The organism is Bacteroidia bacterium, from assembly GCA_020852255.1.
GTDB lineage: Bacteria > Bacteroidota > Bacteroidia > JADZBD01 > JADZBD01 > JADZBD01.
In genome coordinates this window covers 180,754-201,790 of record JADZBD010000018.1, presented here as the reverse complement: position 1 = coordinate 201,790, position 21,037 = coordinate 180,754, and the positions used below count along the sequence as shown (strand labels likewise).

Annotated in this window: 20 protein-coding genes; 4 read left to right on the top strand and 16 right to left on the bottom strand. The window is 46.4% G+C overall.

Features of this window, described 5'->3' with window-relative positions; genetic code table 11:
• Positions 1-460: 460 nt before the first annotated feature.
• Together IT233_11090 and IT233_11085 are read left to right on the top strand one after the other, a co-directional pair.
• Complete coding sequence (locus IT233_11090) at positions 461-838, top strand: hypothetical protein (protein ID MCC7303177.1); 378 nt, start codon at positions 461-463, stop codon at positions 836-838.
• Positions 839-842: 4 nt separating this feature from the next.
• Positions 843-1,331 (top strand): TlpA family protein disulfide reductase, encoded by a 489-nt coding sequence (locus IT233_11085; protein ID MCC7303176.1) that lies wholly within the window; start codon positions 843-845, stop codon positions 1,329-1,331.
• A 39-nt stretch (positions 1,332-1,370) separates the two neighbouring features.
• Here the strand turns inward: IT233_11085 and IT233_11080 are convergent, their stop codons facing one another.
• From IT233_11080 to IT233_11065, 4 genes are all read right to left on the bottom strand, one after another.
• The gene (locus IT233_11080) at positions 1,371-1,826 is read right to left on the bottom strand and encodes a hypothetical protein (GenBank protein MCC7303175.1); all 456 of its coding nucleotides are present in this window, start codon (positions 1,824-1,826) and stop codon (positions 1,371-1,373) included.
• Entirely contained in the window at positions 1,823-2,317 is a 495-nt protein-coding gene (locus tag IT233_11075; GenBank protein MCC7303174.1) for a DUF4920 domain-containing protein, read from the bottom strand. The genes IT233_11080 and IT233_11075 overlap by 4 nt, the downstream gene beginning before the upstream one ends.
• Positions 2,318-2,385: 68 nt before the next feature.
• A complete protein-coding gene (locus IT233_11070) occupies positions 2,386-3,423 on the bottom strand; it encodes a hypothetical protein (GenBank protein MCC7303173.1) in 1,038 nt (345 codons plus the stop codon).
• Positions 3,424-3,559: 136 nt separating this feature from the next.
• Positions 3,560-4,444, bottom strand: coding sequence for a universal stress protein (locus IT233_11065; GenBank protein MCC7303172.1), 885 nt, complete (start codon positions 4,442-4,444; stop codon positions 3,560-3,562).
• A 63-nt stretch (positions 4,445-4,507) separates the two neighbouring features.
• Between IT233_11065 and IT233_11060 the strand changes: the two genes are divergently transcribed.
• The gene (locus IT233_11060; GenBank protein ID MCC7303171.1) at positions 4,508-5,386 is read left to right on the top strand and encodes a nucleoside phosphorylase; all 879 of its coding nucleotides are present in this window, start codon (positions 4,508-4,510) and stop codon (positions 5,384-5,386) included.
• Here the strand turns inward: IT233_11060 and IT233_11055 are convergent.
• From IT233_11055 to IT233_11000, 12 genes are all read right to left on the bottom strand, one after another.
• Complete coding sequence (locus IT233_11055; GenBank protein MCC7303170.1) at positions 5,372-6,259, bottom strand: transglutaminase family protein; 888 nt, start codon at positions 6,257-6,259, stop codon at positions 5,372-5,374. The genes IT233_11060 and IT233_11055 overlap by 15 nt on opposite strands.
• Before the next feature lie 90 nt (positions 6,260-6,349).
• Positions 6,350-6,940 (bottom strand): sugar transferase, encoded by a 591-nt coding sequence (locus IT233_11050; protein MCC7303169.1) that lies wholly within the window; start codon positions 6,938-6,940, stop codon positions 6,350-6,352.
• Positions 6,937-8,148: a DegT/DnrJ/EryC1/StrS family aminotransferase gene (locus IT233_11045; protein MCC7303168.1), complete on the bottom strand. Its 1,212-nt coding sequence runs from the start codon at positions 8,146-8,148 to the stop codon at positions 6,937-6,939. Before IT233_11045 ends, IT233_11050 begins: the two co-directional genes overlap by 4 nt.
• A 26-nt stretch (positions 8,149-8,174) precedes the next feature.
• Complete coding sequence (locus tag IT233_11040) at positions 8,175-10,556, bottom strand: glycosyltransferase (protein ID MCC7303167.1); 2,382 nt, start codon at positions 10,554-10,556, stop codon at positions 8,175-8,177.
• Between the two features lie 79 nt (positions 10,557-10,635).
• Positions 10,636-11,163: a hypothetical protein gene (locus tag IT233_11035; GenBank protein ID MCC7303166.1), complete on the bottom strand. Its 528-nt coding sequence runs from the start codon at positions 11,161-11,163 to the stop codon at positions 10,636-10,638.
• Positions 11,160-12,233: a glycosyltransferase gene (locus tag IT233_11030; protein MCC7303165.1), complete on the bottom strand. Its 1,074-nt coding sequence runs from the start codon at positions 12,231-12,233 to the stop codon at positions 11,160-11,162. The genes IT233_11035 and IT233_11030 overlap by 4 nt, the downstream gene beginning before the upstream one ends.
• Positions 12,234-13,160 (bottom strand): NAD(P)-dependent oxidoreductase, encoded by a 927-nt coding sequence (locus IT233_11025; GenBank protein MCC7303164.1) that lies wholly within the window; start codon positions 13,158-13,160, stop codon positions 12,234-12,236.
• Positions 13,157-14,578 carry a hypothetical protein gene (locus tag IT233_11020; protein MCC7303163.1) on the bottom strand — a complete coding sequence of 474 codons (1,422 nt, stop codon included), beginning with the start codon at positions 14,576-14,578 and terminating at the stop codon, positions 13,157-13,159. The genes IT233_11025 and IT233_11020 overlap by 4 nt, the downstream gene beginning before the upstream one ends.
• On the bottom strand, positions 14,575-15,867 hold the full coding sequence (locus tag IT233_11015) for a hypothetical protein (GenBank protein ID MCC7303162.1): 1,293 nt from the start codon (positions 15,865-15,867) through the stop codon (positions 14,575-14,577). Before IT233_11015 ends, IT233_11020 begins: the two co-directional genes overlap by 4 nt.
• The gene (locus IT233_11010) at positions 15,864-17,144 is read right to left on the bottom strand and encodes an insulinase family protein (GenBank protein MCC7303161.1); all 1,281 of its coding nucleotides are present in this window, start codon (positions 17,142-17,144) and stop codon (positions 15,864-15,866) included. Before IT233_11010 ends, IT233_11015 begins: the two co-directional genes overlap by 4 nt.
• Entirely contained in the window at positions 17,141-18,379 is a 1,239-nt protein-coding gene (locus IT233_11005) for an insulinase family protein (protein ID MCC7303160.1), read from the bottom strand. The genes IT233_11010 and IT233_11005 overlap by 4 nt, the downstream gene beginning before the upstream one ends.
• Positions 18,376-20,373 carry a DUF3857 domain-containing protein gene (locus IT233_11000; GenBank protein MCC7303159.1) on the bottom strand — a complete coding sequence of 666 codons (1,998 nt, stop codon included), beginning with the start codon at positions 20,371-20,373 and terminating at the stop codon, positions 18,376-18,378. Before IT233_11000 ends, IT233_11005 begins: the two co-directional genes overlap by 4 nt.
• Before the next feature lie 76 nt (positions 20,374-20,449).
• On the opposite strand from IT233_11000, the gene IT233_10995 reads away from it, so the two are divergent.
• Positions 20,450-21,010, top strand: a complete 561-nt coding sequence (locus IT233_10995; GenBank protein ID MCC7303158.1) for an rRNA pseudouridine synthase — start codon at positions 20,450-20,452, stop codon at positions 21,008-21,010.
• Positions 21,011-21,037: the final 27 nt, after the last annotated feature.

Sequence of the window (21,037 nt, the reverse complement as noted above, 5' to 3'; positions counted from 1 at the left end):
ATTAGCTCGTTCATTGTCAACCAGCCCGGCCCTTTATTCGACGAAACCGTAATTATCCCCCTTATGAGATTTTGTATGTTTTTTCGGTATATTTGCTTATATGATAACCACCTGCGGTTGTATAGGCAATAATTGTCTATGCGCGAGGGCTAACGGAAAAGAAGGAGAAATTATCGCAGTCTTAACAGGATGTGCTTTGCTTCTCCTTGCCCTTGTTATCGTAAACAAATCCTTGAACATCCGTTAGATGGGGTTATACGGGCTAATCCTCATGTTTACCCATAGAGGAAGCCCGTTTTTTTGTTTCCATTAACGAATATCTCATAAAGGAGATAATTACGGACGAAACCTGCTTTTGCTTCGACGAATCCGCATTTGATCACGCTGCCGTTTAAGCTTATTTAATAAACTCAGTGATGCAAAATGAGTTAGGTTTGCGTTCTAACCAATACTCTAAACGATGATACTTGCTGCAATACCGCTTACACTCATTGCGATGGTGGGAGCCCTGATGCTGCTGGCGAAAGCACAGAAAGAATCGCTTCATGACATTTTCAAATATGCCTCATATTTCATTCTAACGGTTTGCGTTTTTACTCTGTCTCTTGTGTTGATCCATGCATTTGACCACCGGAAAGAAGTGAAAATGATGCAAATGAGGGAACATTGCGGCCCCGGGATGTCTTGCGACGGACCAGGTGAAAGAATGATGATGTTTCACCCTAAAGACAAGGGTGCTGGTTGCGGACCCGAAATAAAGGGCGGCGCCTGTTGCGGGGAAGAGGATATAAAAATCGAGAAAAAGATCATCATTGTAGATTCGGTTATCCGCAAATAGGTATATGCGGAACAAAATACATCTGCTGATTATTGGGCTATTTCTGTGTACTTCCATCGGATTCGCTCAAGCACCGGCGATTTTGAAACTGGATTCACTTTTAAAGAAATTCCCTTCTCAGGACACAGTGTACGTGATTAATTTCTGGGCAACATGGTGCAAACCCTGTGTAGAAGAATTTCCGCTTTTTACTGAGTTAGACCAGAAGGCAAAGGAGCGTAACTGGAAGGTGAAGGTGCTGATGGTGAGCATGGATTTCGCAGAGGATTATAAGTCCAAGCTCCTCCCCTTTCTTGAAAAACACCCAACGGGTGCAGAAATTGTATTACTGGATGAAAACAATGCGGATTATTTTATTCCAAAAATAGATTCTGCCTGGACGGGAACACTTCCCTTTACCCTTGTGATTAACTATAAAGGGGAGAAAGGAGTAAGATTCTCTGTCGAAGGTCCTGTGACCTGGGACGAACTGCTGCAATTCACAACGAATTAATTTAACTCTTATCGAGGAATTGCTGCCATCGTAAACTGGTTAAGGAATAGATAGTTTTCCTATCCTCTTCAGCGGACCCGGACAAACATATTCATGACAGGCTACACAGGCATTAACTGCCACATTGAAATTTTCTTTGCGCGCATCGGGCGAAGCCTTGTAGAGCATCCGGAGTCCTTCAAGGTAGCTGCTCCCCATTATCCGCATGGTTTGTTCGTCTACCATGTCCGGTGTACTTTGAGCAGTATGTATTTGAATAAAATGTTCCGGGTAAGGAAGCAGAGAATCTCCCTTCTGTAAACGCTCGCGTGTATTCTCCATGAACGAGGCCATTTCCCGCATCAATTTAGCTAATTCACTGTCGCCATTGGGGTTCAGCGAAGTGCTGTCGGCCCGAGTCAGGGGTTTGGTCTCCTGCGCCTGCTCCTTACAGGAAATAAAAAACAAGGCGATGGCCAGTACGCCGGCTATACAACTCAACTGCTCCCGGCTCATTTCGGTTCATCCTTTATAATTACCCCACTGGCTTCATACGTGATTTCCACTTCAGGTTCTGTGATCTTCTCAATCTCTTCCTTGCTCTTTCCGGCATCTTCTGCATAATGTTTAAGGTCTGACACGGAAATGGTGTCAATTTTAGCATAGCCGTCAATAACCGCTGTTTTGCCCGAAGCGTCTTTGGGTACAAAAAACGCGTAATCCTTAAACGATACACGCATCGTTTTCCCGTCCCCGATTTCCATTTCCATCCAGCAACCTTTCTTCTGGCATACATCCGTGATTTTTCCGGATAGTTTAACATTCAGGGAGTCTCTCCCGTTCATTTGTGCCAGTAACCCGGCAGACGGCACTGCGTCTGTTTCAGTGATGCTATCTCCGAAGAAAAGGGTTGTTACTGTTGTTGTTTCTTGATGTGTTTCTTCCTGGGAACTGCAGGAGCAGAGGAAAAGAGCACTCAAAAGAAAAAGAATACCGGTCAGCTTCATCGTTTATGATTTTCGGCAAAAGTAATCGAATAATGCCGAGATGCAGCTGATCGGTATCCTAAAATATCTTAACGGCCTTTCTTTCCTCCCCCACCCTTACTTTTAGGCGGACCACCACCCGGAGCCTTACCGCTATTCTTTTTCACCGGTGGCTTGCTGGTTTTTGGTGATTTCGGGCTGGTCTTTTTTACCGGTTGCTTTCCGTTATTTCCTTTCTGATTCGGAGCGGTGTTTTTGGGTGCTCCGTACGTTTTCCCGGTGGGTGGTGTACGATTAACCTTCGGCGGATAGGATTTTTTTCTGGCGCCGTAGGCCGTATGATTCGCTTTGTATCGCACATTCACGCTTGGAGAATGAACTCTGTGCGGGTGATAGAAATTGTGCACGTGGTGCATGCGGTGATTGTGTACTCTCCAGTAGTGATGATGGTAATGATGGTGATGATGGCAATGGTACCAGTGATGTCGCCACGGGTGACATGCCCAGGGGCTCCACCAGCCGGGCCAGTATCCCCAATACCAGGGGGAAACCCATACTACATACGCAGGCGCATAGATATACTGAACACAAGGCCACCCCCAAACATTCACAATCACATACCGCGGAGCATATCCAAACCCGGCGGAGGGACCCTTCCCGTCCTTGGTATTGTTGGTCTTCAGCTCATCCTCCTCTACAGGTTCAACGAAAACACTATCACCGTAGAGTTCCTCATCGCCCACGATCTGCAACGAAGCGGAGGCATCCCCGTCTTTTTCAATCTCAATCACTGCAATATCCTGGTTTTCCTTTTCATTGACCGGAACCTGCAGCACAATAGCATGTATTTTATCCTGCATCTTATCTATAACTCTTACGTAATCTACCTTCCCGTCGTTGTTTAAGTCAAGATTGTTCACATTATTGGCAGGGTCATTCAGTTTTTTTTCGAAGTCCTCCAGACTACTGGCCTTCTTGAACATTTCAAGTGCACCTTCCAGGCTGAAGTGATCACCGGGCAATCCGGTGGAATCAGCCGGATCCGGAAGCACAGTGCTTTGGTCTGAGTTTTGGGAAAACCCGGCAAAGGCCAGGCTTAATCCTATAGTTGTCCAAAAAGTTCTCATGGTATTATTATTTTAATGTTCGACTACAAACATTGAACCAGGTTTAATCTCCAGGGCAGGAAAACACCAGAATCCATCATAGGTCAGGTCATCATCCATCCGGCTATCAAGCCCGGAAGGGCTCAGAATGATCCACTTAATACGGGACAAATACGCTCAGGTCCTTTTTGGGTTCCGGGATAATACTCAGTACGGGGATCTCCGAATTATTAATGATCTCCTGAGCTGAGGAACCCACAAAGAAGGGCGTCCAGTCTACTTCCTGCTGAGTCATAATGAGTATCAGGTCGCCTTCCACTTTTTTTGCATAATCAATGATACACTGCGCAAGGGTCTCCTCGCCTTTGATTCCCTTGATCAGCTCGGAAGTACATTTGACTCCGTTCTTCTCCAGGAATGCATGAACCTGCTGCATCTGACGTGTAAGGCGGTTTACCACAAATTCGTCGGTAGTGAACTGAACCGAAACGGCACGCACCGTAGCACCATAGATTTTTGCGAGGTGGATACATTGGGTTACTTTCTCCCTGGTTTCCTTGGTCAGGTCCAGAGGAAGTACAATATTCTTACAACCTTTCCGGTGTTTCTTTCCCCGGAGGGTGATTACCGGTACCTGGCTACCCCTCAGCGTACGGAGGGCGTTGCTGCCTATAAATTTCTTTTTGATCTTATCCGCCCCATGGGTTCCCATCACTATGAAAGTAGCGTTTACCAGATCCGCCACTTCAGCAATCTTTTCTGGAACCTTCCCCCGTGCCACCATGGATTCAACCGGGGATTTATAACGCGTCTCCACATCAGCGGCGACCTTGTCAAGTTCCTTCTGTATCGTTTTCTTAGCATCTTCCATCTGTTCATTGCTAAAAAAACGTATAAGCGCACCAGTTTCCTCGATCACGTGCAGAATCACCAATTCCGCATCAATTTGCTGAGCTAAGGCCCCTCCCTGTTCAATCGCGATCCGGCTTTGATCCGAGAAATCGAAAGGTATCAACACCTTCGGCTTATGTTTTTCTGTCATAATTGCTTAATTACGTGGACTCTAAGCTGCAAGGTAAAAATATTAACTTTAAGGTGCAAATCTATGATTCCTCCCTCAGAACTCATTCTTACCACTCATGGCCGGATCTATCATCTTGGGATGCATCCGCAGGAGCTGGCCGACAAAGTGATCCTTGTCGGAGATCCCGGGCGGGTGGAAATGGTTGCGGCTCATTTTTCAAAAAGGGAATGTGAGATACGTAACAGGGAGTTTCACTGCGTAACAGGGGCGTACGATTCTAAGAGAATCACTGTATTAAGTACAGGTATTGGTACGGACAACATAGATATTGTAATCAACGAACTGGATGCGCTGGCTAATATCGATTTTGCATCCCGCACTGTTAAAAAGGAATTGCGTTCCCTGGAGATTGTTCGCATCGGTACCTGCGGAGCCCTTCAGGAAGATATACCTGTAGATAGTTTTGTTGTTTCATCATTTGGGATGGGACTGGATGTACTGATGAACTACTACCGCGGTGCACAAAATCATCACGATCTCAGCCTACAGGAACAGTTTCTTTTACAAATGAAGGATTGGCCTCTCCACCTTCATAAGCCTTTATTTTTTGAGGGCGATAGCATTCTCTGCTCACGTATAGGAGAAGGAATGGTTAGCGGCATTACGGCTACAGCTCCCGGTTTTTACGGGCCACAGGGGCGTCAGCTTCGGCTTCAGGCTTTCCTTGAAAACATGGAAGAAAGACTGGGTAAACTCGCATTCTACCATATTGCCCATGATTCGCTCAGAATATGCAATTTCGAGATGGAAACTTCCGCTTTATATGGACTTTCCCTGCTGTCGGGGCACAAGGCTGCAACCGTGTGTGCGGTAGTTGCGAACAGACTACGTCGGGAATTTTCGACGGCGCATACTGAGATCATGCAAAATCTGATCCGAACAGTACTACAAAGAATTTGATCCGTTCTCTTTCAGGGATGCGAGAAGTTCCTTCATTTCCTCCACTTTGGAAGGATATCCCAGTTTTTCGTAAGAATTGATAAGGTTGTTCAACAAGCGCCGAACCATATCAACATTCGTGCAAGGAAGGTAAAATTTTCTATCAACCGGAAGCTTAAGCTGTCTAAGGAATGCTTCAATTTCTTTCCGGGTAAAGATGGCACCTTTGCTGAAGGGATTGATATAAAAAAGCACTTTGTCATCGTCGTCTCTCTCCGATGGCCAGCTTTCGTAAGTATCTACATATGCCAGCACAAAATGTTCAGGCAGATTCACCCCATAGACAGGGATTCCGAGTTCCTGAGCGATCAGCGCATAGATAATTGACAAGGAGAGCGGGTTGCCCTTTTTGGATTCCAGTACATTGTTAAGGTATGAATTCTGCGGCGCGTGATAGTTGGATGTATTGCCTGAAAATCCATGAACATCGAAAAGTATATGATTCAGCACCTTTACTTTTTCAAAGGCTGTAAGGTTATTGTTCAATTCAAGCCAGACATCCTGTTTGATCTGATCCACCTGCTTACGGATCTTATCCAGGTCAAGGTCGGGGTACTGGGTTTTTGCCACCAGTATCACTCCCTCCATCAAATCCTGTTTACCTGGCTCTGCCCATTCGGCAAAACTCTTACGGGTGCGGTCAAACTGAATGGTATGAATAATCTGCTCAATTCTCTTTTGCATCAACGGGTCAAAGGAATGCTCCCACGCGTGCTCCAGCTGCGGGATAACCTCATCTCCCATTGACATCAACCTCTCGCGAACGTTCTCAAATATCCCTGAGTCGGGATCGTCAAGCAGGCTGATAAGGGCGTTGACCTCCTTCGGTTTCATTCAAGCGAATTTACGGGTAGAATCCGGCTTGGTTTAAGTGCTGAAAAAATAATATTAACAGGGTGAGGTGGAAAGGCATGGTGCCAGCCCTCAGGATAAGATGCGGATGACGGTTTTCAGGATAATTTTCAGGTCAAGGAAAAAGCTTTGGCGACGAAGGTAATCCAGGGAAATACGGAGTTTTGCCGGCATGATTTGCTGAATATAATACGCCTCCGGATCACCGGACGCTGCCAGGAGGTCGTTCTCATTTGCATATTCAATGGATGCAAGATCCGTAATGCCCGGACGAACCGAAAGCACATGCCGTTGCTCCTCAGTATAAAGATCCGTATACTTTTTTACTTCCGGTCGGGGCCCCACGAGAGACATATCGCCGGCAAGTACATTCCATAACTGTGGAAACTCATCGAGTTTGGTTTTTCGCAAAAACCGCCCGATTCCTGTGATACGAGGGTCTGCGCTTCCAACTGTAAGAAGTCCTTGCCGGTGAGAACCCGGCCGCATGGTTCTGAATTTTACCAGCTGAAATTCTTTGCCTTCCTTCCCTACTCTTCTCTGTGTAAAAAAAACTCCGCCGGAAGAGGTCAGCAGAACAAGCAGAGAAATGATGATAAACAAAGGCAGCAGAATAATCAGTCCAATCAAAGAAAAAACAAAATCAAAACACCGCTTGATCATCCCAGGTTCTTTTCAACTGCATGTATCACTGCAGCAATCACTTTTTCCTGATCACCCGGACTGAGATCAAAATAAACAGGGAGTGTGATCACCCTGGAGTAATTGTCATACGCCGTAGGGTAATTCAAAACGGAGTAGCCCCGGTTCTTATAATAACTCATCATTGGAACCGGTACGAAGTGCACATTCACACTTACATCCTGCTCAAAAATATCTCTGATGATAGCATCTCTTATATCTTCGGTTGCACCACGCAACCGTAAAGGATACAGATGATAGCACGATCTCCGTCCTTCTTTTTGCATAACCGGCAATTCCGCCCACGCTTTTTTCGAAAACCGCTCGCTGTACAGATCACAAATAGCTTTTCGTCGCGGAAGTGTTTCCGACTCATAGCGATCCAGCTCCACAAGGCCTATAGCCGCCACAATATCCGTCATATTACATTTAAAGCCCGGCTCTACAATATCATATCGCCAGTTCCCTTTTTGCATTTTAGCCAGTGCATCTTTATTCTGGCCGTGTAATCCTTTAATGCATAGTTCCCGGTACACCGCTTCGTTATCGAATCCTTCCAGATTAAGTGCAATGGCTCCGCCTTCAGAGGTCGTCAGATTCTTCACCGTATGAAAAGAAAATACCGAAATATCCGTCAGGCTGCCGGTGCGCTGGCGACCCATCGTAGCACCGATGGAATGTGCTGCATCGGAAAGTACCAGAATACGTCCCAGTTTTTTCTGTTCCGGAGTAACCGGAGAAAACAAAGCTTTTATTTCTTTCTCATTCACCAGCGCATTGATTGCAATATAGTCGCATGGAAATCCACCAAAATCCACCGGCATTATCACCTTGGTAGAAGAATTAACTGCTTTTTTAATAGCCGGCAAAGAAATATTGAAATCATCCGGATTCACATCCACAAACACAGGTTTTGCCCCGCAATGGACCACTACATTTGCCGTTGCTGCATAGGTATACGCCGGAAGGATCACTTCATCCCCTTCCCTCACTCCAAACCAACGGAGCGCGAGCTCAAGACCAGCGGTGGCAGAATTCAGTGCTACGGTTGCTTTATTCCCGTTGTATTCCGTGAGTCTTCTTTCAAAATGCTTTGTGCGCGGACCTGTGGTGATCCAGCCCGATTTCAGCACCTCAACAACTGCATCGATTGTTTTTTGGTCTACGCGGGGTGGTGAGAATGGGATCATGGCTCAAAATTAGGTAAAATGTTTCGTCAGTCGTTTTCAATAAACCGCATAAACTCTGCGGCAATAATTTCACGGTTGAAGCGCTTTTCGGCATAAACTCTCCCGTTCTCCCCCATGGTTTCCAGTTCTTCCGGGTTAGATGCAGCGTGACGGACTGCTTTTGCGAGATCTTCATCGTTTTCGGGCTCAAAATAGTAACCGCATTTACCCTCCTCGATAAATAAGGAGCGTGCTTCACCGTCTACGCCCAGAAGCACCGGTTTTTTCATTGCTATATTTTCAAAGATTTTACTGGGAATAGCTCCCTTAAAGAGCTCCAGCCTGCGAAGCGGCACTACAGCAAGATCCGTGGCTCTCACCACTTCCCTCATTTCTTTTTTTGATACGGGATCAAGAAAAAGCACATTGGAGAGAAAGCGTTGCCTGGCCATGGTCATCAATCCTTCCTTCTCCGGACCGTCGCCCAACAGGAGAAACTGCACTTTTTCCAAATCCTGCAGACGATGTGCCGCACGCAGGATCACTTCTAGCCCTTGCGCATGTCCGATGATGCCTGCATAAGTAATCAGCAGTTTTTCGGCCGGAATGCCTGCTTTTTTCCGCCATTCACCCTGTCCGGGTTCGGGAGTATACAAGCGGAGATCTACCCCGTTGGGAAGCCAATGGATTTTCTTCCCCGGAAATCGTTCAGAAATATTTTTAACAATTCCCTGTGTTTGGCCGGTAATTTTCCAGGATTTGCGGTAAAGTTGTTCCTCCAGAACAGTTGCTGCACGCAGGAAAAGCCTGTTTTTTACTAACCCCAGCTTTTCTGCGCTTTCCGGCCACAGATCGGAAACATTAAAGATCATGTTGCTTCCTCTCCAGAAGGCAATCCATCTGCCGGAAATTCCCAGAAATAAAGGAGGAGACTCTATAAGAATAATATCATGCCGGGGTATCCGGAACAGACCGGCCCACATCGAAGTCCATACAAATGAAAAATAATTAAGCAAACGTGGAAAAATCGATCGTTTTTTAGAAACATAAATCCAGCATCTGTATACGATCATCCCCTCCATGTTTTCCTTCCTGTTTTCACCATTCCGGTATCCCTTCATAATTTCCATTCTTGGATAATTCGGAAGTGCCGTCAGCACGTTTACTTCCATCCCTGACTTTCTCAGTCTTAACGCCAATTCATAAAGTCTGTTTTGCGGCGCTCCCGTTTCCGGAGGGAAGTACTGTGTGACAATAAGGAGTGATCTTTTTGCGTTACGCCCGGAATTTCCGCTGATGCACATAAGTGGTATCCAGAATGCCACGAACAAAGTTCCTGCCTGTATTTCAAGTACAGATTCAACAAGCATGAAAGCGAACAAAACCATCAATAATACTCTGAGCTGAAAATTCGGTTTTAAAAATGTGATTATAAATGTTAATGCGAGCAGGATCAATCCGGGCAAACCCAGCGCGGCCGTACTTTGCAAGAATTGATTATGGGCATTGAGTTCCTTGTCAGCCGCTGTGATGAGACCATTTTCCCGGTACTTTTTTATAAGCAGTTGTTTCACGTCTCCTGTGCCGGAGCCTTTAAGCCGGTCCTCTTTCCCTGCTTCCCAGGCTGAATGCCAAACACCGGACCGGAGGTCTGTGCTGTCTTTCGTGTTGTTTGAAGAAAAACCCGTTATGGTTTGCTCCACACGGTAACGGATGGTTGCACTGTTAAAGTATACCAGCATACCTGTGATTCCAACGATTAGTATTACCGCCAAAGCTGAAAGTGGCTTGCCCTTTTTGAAAGCGAGAAGATAGAGTAACCGGATGGCAAGCAGGAAGATGCAGAACATCCCGATCCGGGAAACTGTCAGCAACACCGCAACACCGAAAAGGATTATTATGAATCCGGCTCCCCGTTTCTCTCTGGCGGAACAGCGGAAGTTGAACAGTACCTCTTCCATAATCAGGAACATCCCGAAAGAAAGGTACACCGCATAATATCCCGGGTGCACAAAAGGAGAAAATCTTCCTGCAAGGAAGAAATCAGTATTATAAAACTGTCCGCTGAGTTCGCCCGTGCGTACCTGCCACCACTCGTAAAAGTAGTTCCAGGAGGAAAATGTTAACCCGATAAACACGGAAAGGATCAGCCCGCAGACAAACGCCCGTTTTACGGAGCGGAGAAGTTCTGCCGGAACAGTACCCTGGGCAGCGAAAAGGACCGGAAGAATGAATAAGGATAGTTTTGTTTCCACATCGGCCCATCCTGCAGAAGCGTTTTCTGTCCAGGCCATTCCTGCCAAATGCAGAAGGAAGTACAGGGGAAATAAGATCAACCCTGCATTCGCTTTCATATTGCCTGCTTTAGCTTTCCAATTACCGGATCCTATCCATACCACCAGGGCTATACCTGCGGCTACGGGGGCCATTCTGGGATGAAGGGGCAGGCAGAAGGAAAGTAGAACCCAGCACCAGCCGGGCACGCTTTCCTTTTGAATGCCGGGGCGATTAACCATTGCCGGAGGTGCCTGGCTTTATAATTTCTCCTGTTTCTATCCTGGTCATCTCTCCCAGAAGGCACCGGCTTCCGATGACTGCTCCGGGAGAAATAAACACATGGTCGCCAATGGTAGAATCATGGTCCACTACTACTCCGGCATTGATAACAACATTTTCCCCGGAAACAACACCGCACATCAATGATGCATGCGCCAGAACGACCGTACCCATGCCGATTTTTACATCCGGAAAAACCGTTGCAGTCGGGTGAATCAGTACAGCAGCCGGCAGGAGGGCTGAAAATTCCCTGAACCACTCTTTCCTTTTGTTATTATCTCCCGAGGCGGCAAGAAAATGTGTTGCTCCGTGTATGCCTGTTACGGCAGAAACCGGTCCGAGGCACCTGATTCCCGGAATGATCTCCTTGCCTGAGGGCACTCCGTCGTCAAGGAAACCGGCCACTTCATGTCCGGCACTCAGCGCTGTATACGCGATAACTTTTCCGTGGCCACCGCCACCGATGATCAGCAGTTTCATGGTTCTTTTATTAATTCACGATACTTTTCTTCAACAATTTTCATGTTCGCATTCCAGTCCGCTTTTTCGGAAATCAGTCTTTCATTCATCCCTGCTGCGGCAACCCGTATCTTTTCTCCTCCCATCACAGCCTGGTGGAGAGCAAGGTAGAGCAATTCATGATCTCCCGGCGGGTAAAGCAGGCCGTTCTCACCGTTTCTGATCCAGACGCGGTTAGCCGGGATATCTGATGCAATACAATAGCACCCGCAATTCATAGCTTCATTCAGCGAAATATTATTACCATCGGAACGTGCCGCACTCACAAAAACATTCGAGCGCTGAAGCAAACGGGCGATTTCCGCTTGCGGTATACGTCCGTGGAATTTAACTTTATCCCTGATCCCAATATCCGTGGTCATTTGTTCCAGTTGGCTCCTGAGCGTGCCGTCTCCGACCAAATCAAGAAAGGCATTCGGATGGTTGCCAAGCAATTCACGAAAAGCTTTTAACAGGCAGGGAATATCATAGATCTCCTCCAGGTTACGTGTACTGATAATGCGCACAACGGCTTCCGGCCGGTTGCCCCCGGGATGAAACAGTTGCGTATCAATTCCAAAAACCACAGTGGTGATCTTTTCGGGTTTTGCACCCAGGGAAATCATCGTCTCTTTCATTGGATCAGACATGGCTGTAAGCCAGTCCGCTTTACGGAAAACAAATCGAAGGAGGCTTTGGTATATACGGGAATAAAACGGACTCACCAGCACATCCGATCCAAGGGCAGTTACTACCACTGGCTTCATTCCGCCGTAAACTGCCAGAGAGCCGTAAGAAGTGGCATACATTGCATGAAGAATGTCCGGACGAATCTTTTTGATAATTTTTCTTACTCCCGGAATATGTAAAAGCATTTTCCAGTTTCCACCGGCGGCGGAAATTTCTCCTGAATCAATAAAATGTACATGTACGCCGTTGATCTCCGCAGGACGAAAGGTGATAAGATGGATCTCATGTCCTAGTCCATTAAAGTGAGAACACCATCTCCTGGTATGAATACTTTGTCCGTCTGCCAGGTAACATATCTTCATTCAGAGCATTTTATTGTTTTGGTACCACTGAATTGTATTTTTAATACCGGCTTGTTCATCAAAAGTTACGGGTATTGTTTGAAGAAGTTTCTGAGAACTGTATTCCGCAAAGTTACACAAGGATCTCAGCCGCTGACCGTTTTCCCCTCCTGCAAGAGTGGCGGCAATTCTTACCGCAAATGCGGGTAAGGGTATACCGGAAGGTTTCTCGTCAAGTTCACATGCAATCTCCTGAAGAAAATCACCGGTTTCAGAAGGAGTCCCTACCTGGAATACACCTGCCATTTCAGCGTTTTGCAGAGAACAGGCAATTACGCTTACCAGATCTCCGACGTAGAGATAATTTACCATACTACCTCTGGTATACGGCAGGAAACTTCTGCTTTTCACCCTTCGGAAGAGCATGAGAAGTGCTTGACGCGGGTGGTCCTCACCATATACGTTGGTGGGTCTCAAAACGACGGTGCGCATTCCTTTATCGCCGGCACGGAGCACTTCCTGTTCTCCCAGCCATTTTGTCCGTTCGTATTCATTCTGAGGTGTGCAGGGAGTTTCTTCGGTGCAAACTGCTTTAGCGGGGTGGAAACCAAAACCGCTTACTCCAACCGAACTGAGATGTATGAAGGTGCTCACGCCCCGCTCTGAAGCATTTCTCGCTAATGCAGCTGCCGCCTTGTGGTTCACATCTTCCATCTTCTCTTCCCTTCTTAATTCCGAAGCAAGATGCACCAGTGCGTTCGTTTCTGCAAGCAGAGAACAATAGGTCTCCGGCTTGGTGATATCTCCTTTCTCCACCCTTACTCCTTCCGGCAATGCTTTCTCTGAGTCTTCCCTCGACAATACCGTTATTTTGAATCCGGCTTGCACCAGACTTTGCACTAAATGTCTGCCAATGAATCCGGAGCCTCCGGTCAGTAAAATGTTCATCGGGCGTTGTTTTTTTTAATAAAGAGGGTGGCCAAAAAGATAACCAGCGCCGGCAACAACATCCCCTCAAAGATCACCACTTTATACGATTCCGGCCCGGAGCGGATCATCGCCGGTATTTCAGAAACCAATCCGGCAAACGCAAGCATAAGAGCGATCCGCATAAATCGGAAACGCCTGCCTCCTGCCGCAAACATTCCCTGATAAAACCGTATCCACAACCAACCAAGCAAAACCGCACCCGCCACTACTCCTGCAATACCAAAATTGAGATACCATCCGGTGGCATGATGAATAGTAAATCCCTGCCCTTCCGGCAGATGAAAATGACCAGCATAATGTTCGTATATCGGCCCGGGTCGGTTGGGCCACAACATTCTTGGCACCATGGAAGCTGACAAACTGACGATGCTGCTTCCCCAGGTGTATGGAACATCATGGTGCACTGCTCCGTACATTGACATATGGGCACAAAACATTTCATTACTGAAAAGGAAGGAAAGTGCGGAGGAAGAGAGGGTAAATTTTGTATATACAATTTCCTTCTTTAAAGCAAACGTGAGGTGCTCGGTGTTAAAAATGCGGGTAAGAAATACGGGGGAATAGGCCCGAAGACCATTGTTGAATATGAACGGAATTACAAGCAGAATACAGAAGACAGAAGACTTGAGCCACTCTATCTTTTTCCCGCAATTTGAATAAAAGAATACCAGGCCGAGAATACCCCCGGTCATGAGTTCCTTTTTATTGCCAAGCAGAAGCATGTAACCTGTAATAAAAACTACTGCGGGGATGTAAAGCCAGAGCCATTTCCGCGCGGTGGATCCGGTAATAAACCGTGCCGCCGGACCTGTCAGCCAGGTTAATAATCCGAGAAAGATGCCGCTGACAGCCGCCTGATTCAGCAATTGATGAATAACAAACCATTTGCCCTGTTGTTGCCGCGTGACCACATAGATCGAATGCTTGAATTTAGCAGCCGTAAGTATTTCTGTCCATACCAGGGAGAAACTAATCAAAGCTGCAAGCACACATCCGAGAATCAGCCATCCATGATGAATTGTTACGGGGGCAGGTCCTTCTCCCATCATAAGATGTTTTCTTCTGCTTAAGAAGAACAGCATAACTCCTTCAATAATCAGCATAAAGGATCCGTAAAGCAGAATTGAATAGAGATAGTCCGTATCGGCATGAACAGGAAAAAGAAGTTCAGTATAGATATAATACGACAAACCAAACTCTATACCCTTCCCCCCCGACAGATCATCGTAAATCAGAAACCAGGCTCCAAGAAGCGTCCAGTAATACATTAGTCCTAATCCCAGCAGGAATCCAGGCTCACGAGTAATCTTCCAAATCCTCCATGCAAGGAATCCAATTCCGAGCGTTAAAACACCGAGTATCAGAAAGTGGCTCATGTTCCGGTTTCTGAGGATGTGAGACCGGATTTTTCCCTAATGAGGGACCATACCCTCCACCAGGTAAGCAGTCCGAGCAATGAAAGACTGAAAACAAAAACGAACAGTAAAGTTCTGAGACCAGCATCGGAGTACCATGACCATACGGCACCTGCCAGAAAAAAAAGAAACGCAATAAGAATGTTCGCGGAGTTCACGGCTTTAAAATAAAAAGCATCCAGAATACTACGCAATGAGATATATAAACAATACCCGATACTTGCAAACAGAACCAGTCTGCAGATTGAAACAAGCTCCGGTGCAGCCTCGCCAAGATACCACCTTAAAAGTATATCCATAAAAGGAACGGTAACGAGAATGCCGCATCCACATAGCGCGAGGGTAAGAAACGTAAGTTGCCGGAAAATTCTTTTCAACTGAGGGAAATCCGAACTGGCGAGGATCCTGCTGGTTTGCGGGAGAAGGATAAGGCAAACCGGCGCGAACGCTGCTCCGGCCATATTCAGCAAGGACATTGCAAAGGCCACCTGCCCCGCGATTTCTAGTGAATCATCGTAGCTATTTGCTGCAAGGAAGGCAGGGAACGAGAGCAGGGCCATAAGCAGCATATCACCCGGCACTCTGCGGATACCATAACTGAATAGTTCCTTTCCTGCGCCTTTGCCTGAGCCGTAGGCACCACCACCGGAAATTAAAAGCTGCGCGATGAACACCATACCACCGGTGATAAACCATGCAATTCCTGTAAAAAGTAATACGTCAGTGACAGACTGAGCAAAGTAAAATGCCGCCAGCGGGACGATGCCAAGATTAAATGCCTGTATAAGATTAGCGGCAATCATTTTAATTCTACCTCTGAAGAATGAATAAACGAGCGAATGCAGTACCAGTCCGGAAATACACACACACAAAGGAAGGATCAAGCCTGAGTAGGCTTCGTTTCCGAAGAAAAGTTGTGCGAGAAAATCCTTAAAAAGGAGAGCTATAACAACAAATAGTATCGTGGTCAGGAGAGTAATCCGAAATGATGCCTTCAGGTAATCACCGGGTGAAGCTCCGGCTTTTCCTTCCATGGCGTATGCCACATAACGGGGAAGACCTACCCCTACCCCCAGCATCACCACCGGCTGAATAAAAGAAATAGAACGGCGCACTACGGCGTATTCAGAAAATCCGGATTCTCCAAGCATTGTTGCGGCAAGGCGGTAAACCAGTACTCCGGCAGCCAGCACAAGGAATTCCGTGAAAAAGGTAATCGTGTAATCCAAAAGGGTTTTCGACCTTCTCATTTTTTTCCTGCCACTACTTCAAATAAGTCCTTTTCAAGAAGCCAGGTATTGGCGAGTTCACGAATGCGTTTCGGCGTGATTGTTCTAATTGACCGGATCAGCGAATCGTAATGATCCGTATCCAGACCGAACTGGCGCAGCATTCGGATTTTGTCGGCCACCTGAAAGGGCCCGTCAACCGAGGAAAGATACGTTCCCAGCATATAATTCTTCACCGTGTCCAGTTCTTCATTACTCACTGTTTCCTCGCGCAAGCGAGTCAGCTCGTAATAGATTTCCTTCAGCGCGGCCTTGCATACATCCGTACCAACTTCAGTAGAAATCACAAATGATCCGGAATGAAGAAGAGATGAAACACCGGATCCGATACCATATGTAAAGCCCTTATCTTCCCTGATATTCGCCATCAGTCTGGATCCGAAGTATCCACCTAAAATTGTATTCACCACCTGCATATCCATAAAATCAGGGTGACGGCGGTTGAATAAGATCCTCCCGATGCGGATCGCTGACTGCAGCGCGTCTTTTCTCGGAACGAAGTATTTCCTGGAGGCCGAAGGTTCAAATTGCCATACCAGTTCCGTTTGAACTGTCTTACGGGCCGGTGATTTCCCGAAATGTAAATCGAGCATTTCCAAAAGACCCTTGGGGCGCTTGCCCGCGACCATAATGCGGCAATTTCCCGCGTGGTAATACGCTCTGTGGAAATCCCGCAGATCCTGCGGCAAAACTGTGCCATAATCCTTTAGCTGTACATTCCGTCCATATCCATGCGACGGGCCAAATAGTGCCTCATTGAATTTCCTTCTGCATATGTAATTTACTTTTTCTTCAGCTACTTTAAATTTCTGCTTCTGGTTGGAGATAAAGGTAATCACATCCTTATCCGGATATGATGCCTGCTCAAGGCATTCCGCCACTACCGGGAGCACCGAAGAAAGATGTTTGTTTAGTGTAAATAAAAAAACTGAGGCGTGATCAAAATGAGCTTCTGTTTCAAGAAAAGCACCGTAATAATCCAACTGATCTGCAATTTCCTCTGCTCCGTGATCGGGCGTTCCCTCGTGTACGAGGTCGTTTGCGAAAGAGGCAATCAGCGGATGGGAAGAAGAAGTGGTTCCCGCATTATAAATAAATTCCACCCTGCACAGATCCTGACTTCCGCTGTCAACCACCGTAACCGGAATGCCGTTGGAAAGATATTCGTCTTTCACAACAGGCAAGCGGACTTCACCTACAGGCTTTCGTGGCGGCGCTTTTGTTCTGTCTTTTTTCATTTCCTCACGCGGTAGTACATGGTAGAACAATTAGTGACACGAAACAGTCTTTCCGCTACATTTCTGATCTGCTCTGCTGTAACGGCGCGGTACTTATCCGCTTCGGTATTCACATTTCCGGCATCACCCAGTAATTCCATTATGGCCAGGTTCATGGCTTTATTCATAACAGACATTTCGGAAAACACCAGCGTAGATTCGGCTTTGTTTCTGACCTTTTCCAATTCCCGCGCCGGAACAATATCGTCTACGAGTTTCTGTATCTCATCTTCAATTGCAGCATCTGCTTCCTCTGGTGTTTTGTCTGCATGTATTTTCCCGTTGATCACAAAAAGCCCTTCGTCAACATCTCCTGTAATGAACGCATTGATTTCTGAAAATATTTTTTTCTCCTTCACCAGCCGGTTGAATAATCTGGAACTCTGACCACGTGATAAAATATCACTCAGAAGGTCGTGTGCATGATAGTCGGGGTGCAGGCGGTCCGGCATATGCCAGACTTTATAAATGGCGTTGGCAGGAACATTACGGAAAACTTCCAGAAAACGGGCTTCTGTTTGTGCAGGTTCTTTGGGTAGTTTTCTCCTTCTTTCAGCGCCCTTCGGAAGATCCCCAAACCATTTTTCCGCCAGGCGCCGGGCCTCACCATCACTCATGTTTCCTGCCGTAACAAGAATGGCATTATTCGGACGGTAATGCCGGTCGAAAAACTGTCGTACATCTGCCATGGACGCCTCTTCGATATGGCGGATCTCCTTTCCTATGGTGTCCCATTGATAGGGATGTACTTTATAAGCGAGAGGCCTGAGAAGCAGCCAGACATCTCCGTACGGCTGATTGAGATAACGCTGCTTGAATTCTTCAATCACCACACTTCTCTGCACTTCCAGGCTTTTCTCTGAAAAAGCGAGCGATAACATCCTGTCAGATTCGAGCCAGTACCCGGTTTCGATATTATTTGCAGGTACCGTCAGGTAGTAATTCGTAAGATCGTTAGTAGTGAATGCATTATTCTCCCCCCCTACCCGCTGCAGGGGCTCGTCGTAGGAAGGAATGTGAACGCTGCCACCGAACATGAGATGTTCGAACAAGTGCGCAAAACCGGTACGAGCGGGATCTTCGTCGCGCGCACCCACATCGTACAGTATATTCAGGCATACCAGCGGTGTAGAGTGATCCTCGTGATGGATCACTTTAAGTCCGTTGGGAAGGGTGAACCTGCTGAAGCGGATCATTTCTTCTCAAGGAATAAGGTGATCTTATTGAAATCGGCGGCGGCATTGATCACCTTGCGAAAAGATTCGAACATCTCCACCGGCAGGCGAATATCACGGTAATTCTCCTCCACTTCTATCTTGATGATATTGCCGTGAATTGAATAATGGGAGATAAATTCCGCCGAGATCTTATCGTTGTATTTACATGTTACATTGAAATTCAGCGCATCCAGATTAGAAACGGTATAGCCTTCCGGTATAGTGAAGGTTATTTCCCTGAAATAACCGCGGTTATACTCGTTTTCCACAGGAAGTTTGCGTTTGTCTTCCTGATAAAGCTCCGCCTGCGGGCCAATGACGTCACCTATTTTAAAAATGTATTTCGTTCCCGCCTTCTCAATCAGATTGGATGTCACCACATCACACTCCATAATAATAGGCTCTCTTCCCGAACTCTTCTCATCCATATTCTGAATATTCACATTCGTCAGTTTAGAGTCCTCACCAAGAAGTTTCAGAAATTGGTCAGTAGTTTCTGATTTCTTATCGTCGGGTATGTACGTATAGATCGACTGAAGTCCGCCCGCCGAAAAGCCAGAAAGTGTACGTTTCAGATGCACCTTTGTGGTTGTCATGTCTTCTTCGAACAGAATACTTGCGTAAATGTTATCATAACTGAGTTTATAATCCGCACACTTAATTGATTTGATTTTACCGCTTCCAATCACTATTTCCCCGAGTTTTACTCCCTTCACGAACAGCCCGTCATTACACATCCATTCATTAGGAATATATCCAAGGCGACTGAACATTTCTCCCGGTGCGAGGTAGTTGTCTATTTCAGGGAAATACATCAGGTAATGATCCAGGTAGTTCCAGGTCTCATACTCCCCGTCGAAGAAGGCTTTGAAACGGTCGGTGGTTAGCACGATTTCAAATTTAATTTCCATCTGATTAAACGTTTCTGCCAATAGGCGCAGCATTCCCTTCTCCCCGGTGTACCGGTTCGAAAATATCTTGTCCAGCGACATAGGAGGAGCACCTTCTTTAATAATAATATACGATTTTAGGCGTGATTCCACCGTCCGGATCTTCTCTTCCACCGACGCCCCTTTCGATAATTTGAGTGTGTCCAGGAATTTTTTTACAGCCTTTCTGGAACGCTTCACATTGCTTTTTACATCCGATTCTTTTTCAGCGCTACCGGAAAGATCTACAAGGTCTTCCCATATTCGGGTCGCTGCCTCTGAAAAGGGAAATATTTCCGTATTGGTTTTGGCTGTATTACGCGACAGCTTGTACTCGAGCCGCTGCAAATGGGCTCGGTACGCTGAGTAGCGCTCTTCCTTCAGCCCGGGAACGGAATCTACTTTCACATAGATAAAATTCTTCCCGTTCTCATCATACGTTTTCGGTTCCTGATTAATGTTGTACAGCTTGGAAGTGAATTTCAGGTTATCAGGCGAAACTACCAGTATCTCCACATTTTTTCGGAGATTTTCGTTCTGAAACGTTTCGGTTCCGAAAAAACCAGGTTGCTTATGCAGCGTATAGATGTATTCCACTTCCGACCCGATCTCGATACCCTCAAAAGCAAAAATGCGGAAGGGACCCAAGTCTTCGTAATTTTCAACGTCCTTAATGTTTTCTTTCTCTACCATTTTTACCTTTCCGCTTTTGCTTACGGCTCTCGCTTTCAGACCGATTACTTCAAACACATCTCCTGTTGGAATGTATACCTTATTGTTTTCTTCGATGCTCTTGTCTGTATTCAGACGGATAATTTTGTGCCTGGTGAGGTACATAACCGGGTTCCCATTCTTGTCGTACATGTACTCAACAATAAGCTTGTCTTTAAGAACCACTGTACCTTGCTTTTCCTCTTCCGGACCCAGGGTATGAATTTTGGGCTCTTCCGCCCAATCATAATTCTTATGTTCCGGAACTATCCGGTCCTGTGCAGCACTCAAAACAGACAAAAAAGACAGAAAAATCAGAAGTATCTTACTCATATCCATAATTTTATACAAATTTACGGAATATAAATCAGACCCCCTGAAGTATATTCTGCTACATAAACCCTATGGCATGCTTTCGCAGTTTACGCCGGAAGCCGGAAACCCTTCGTTCGCTGATTTACATAGGAAATTACCTAAGGCTGTGTACCCTGTGGGTCGTCTGGATATGAACAGTGAAGGACTCTTATTGCTCACCGATGACCCTGAGTTAAATGCAACAATACTCCGGCCGGAACAAAAAATCCGGAAGACTTATCTCGTATTGCTCGATGGAAAACCGGATGAAGGAATGAAGGAAAAATTATCCGGCACTGTTACGATCCGGCTGAAGGGTTCCTCCTATCCCTGCCGTTTCGATTCCATCGAATTTCTTCAATCAACACCTTCCGTTACCTCCCTTGATCTTCCCATAAAGGCCCGAAGCCCTGGGAAACTGCAATGGATACGGGTAACACTTACAGAGGGAAAAAACCGGCAGATTCGGAAAATGACAGCTACACTGAACCTTCCCTCTCTCCGGATTATCAGAACATCTGTAGGGGGTATTACGCTCGGCAATCTGTCACCGGGGGAGTGGAAGGAAACTTCAAGAGAAGATATTATCGAGTATCTTTATAAACCTGAAATTTAACACGTTACGTTTTTTTATTAACTTGCG

Coding starts and splice junctions, on each gene's coding strand:
- IT233_11040 (MCC7303167.1), bottom strand. CDS start 10,556: ATGGCCCCCGTAGCCGCAGGTATAGCCCTGGTGGTATGGATAGGATCC.
- IT233_11060 (MCC7303171.1), top strand. CDS start 4,508: ATGATTCCTCCCTCAGAACTCATTCTTACCACTCATGGCCGGATCTAT.
- IT233_11000 (MCC7303159.1), bottom strand. CDS start 20,373: ATGAGTAAGATACTTCTGATTTTTCTGTCTTTTTTGTCTGTTTTGAGT.
- IT233_11055 (MCC7303170.1), bottom strand. CDS start 6,259: ATGAAACCGAAGGAGGTCAACGCCCTTATCAGCCTGCTTGACGATCCC.
- IT233_11075 (MCC7303174.1), bottom strand. CDS start 2,317: ATGAAGCTGACCGGTATTCTTTTTCTTTTGAGTGCTCTTTTCCTCTGC.
- IT233_11050 (MCC7303169.1), bottom strand. CDS start 6,940: ATGATCAAGCGGTGTTTTGATTTTGTTTTTTCTTTGATTGGACTGATT.
- IT233_11045 (MCC7303168.1), bottom strand. CDS start 8,148: ATGATCCCATTCTCACCACCCCGCGTAGACCAAAAAACAATCGATGCA.
- IT233_11070 (MCC7303173.1), bottom strand. CDS start 3,423: ATGAGAACTTTTTGGACAACTATAGGATTAAGCCTGGCCTTTGCCGGG.
- IT233_11090 (MCC7303177.1), top strand. CDS start 461: ATGATACTTGCTGCAATACCGCTTACACTCATTGCGATGGTGGGAGCC.
- IT233_11065 (MCC7303172.1), bottom strand. CDS start 4,444: ATGACAGAAAAACATAAGCCGAAGGTGTTGATACCTTTCGATTTCTCG.
- IT233_11085 (MCC7303176.1), top strand. CDS start 843: ATGCGGAACAAAATACATCTGCTGATTATTGGGCTATTTCTGTGTACT.
- IT233_11025 (MCC7303164.1), bottom strand. CDS start 13,160: ATGAACATTTTACTGACCGGAGGCTCCGGATTCATTGGCAGACATTTA.
- IT233_11005 (MCC7303160.1), bottom strand. CDS start 18,379: ATGATCCGCTTCAGCAGGTTCACCCTTCCCAACGGACTTAAAGTGATC.
- IT233_11080 (MCC7303175.1), bottom strand. CDS start 1,826: ATGAGCCGGGAGCAGTTGAGTTGTATAGCCGGCGTACTGGCCATCGCC.
- IT233_11020 (MCC7303163.1), bottom strand. CDS start 14,578: ATGAGCCACTTTCTGATACTCGGTGTTTTAACGCTCGGAATTGGATTC.
- IT233_11015 (MCC7303162.1), bottom strand. CDS start 15,867: ATGAGAAGGTCGAAAACCCTTTTGGATTACACGATTACCTTTTTCACG.
- IT233_11010 (MCC7303161.1), bottom strand. CDS start 17,144: ATGAAAAAAGACAGAACAAAAGCGCCGCCACGAAAGCCTGTAGGTGAA.
- IT233_11035 (MCC7303166.1), bottom strand. CDS start 11,163: ATGAAACTGCTGATCATCGGTGGCGGTGGCCACGGAAAAGTTATCGCG.
- IT233_11030 (MCC7303165.1), bottom strand. CDS start 12,233: ATGAAGATATGTTACCTGGCAGACGGACAAAGTATTCATACCAGGAGA.
- IT233_10995 (MCC7303158.1), top strand. CDS start 20,450: ATGCTTTCGCAGTTTACGCCGGAAGCCGGAAACCCTTCGTTCGCTGAT.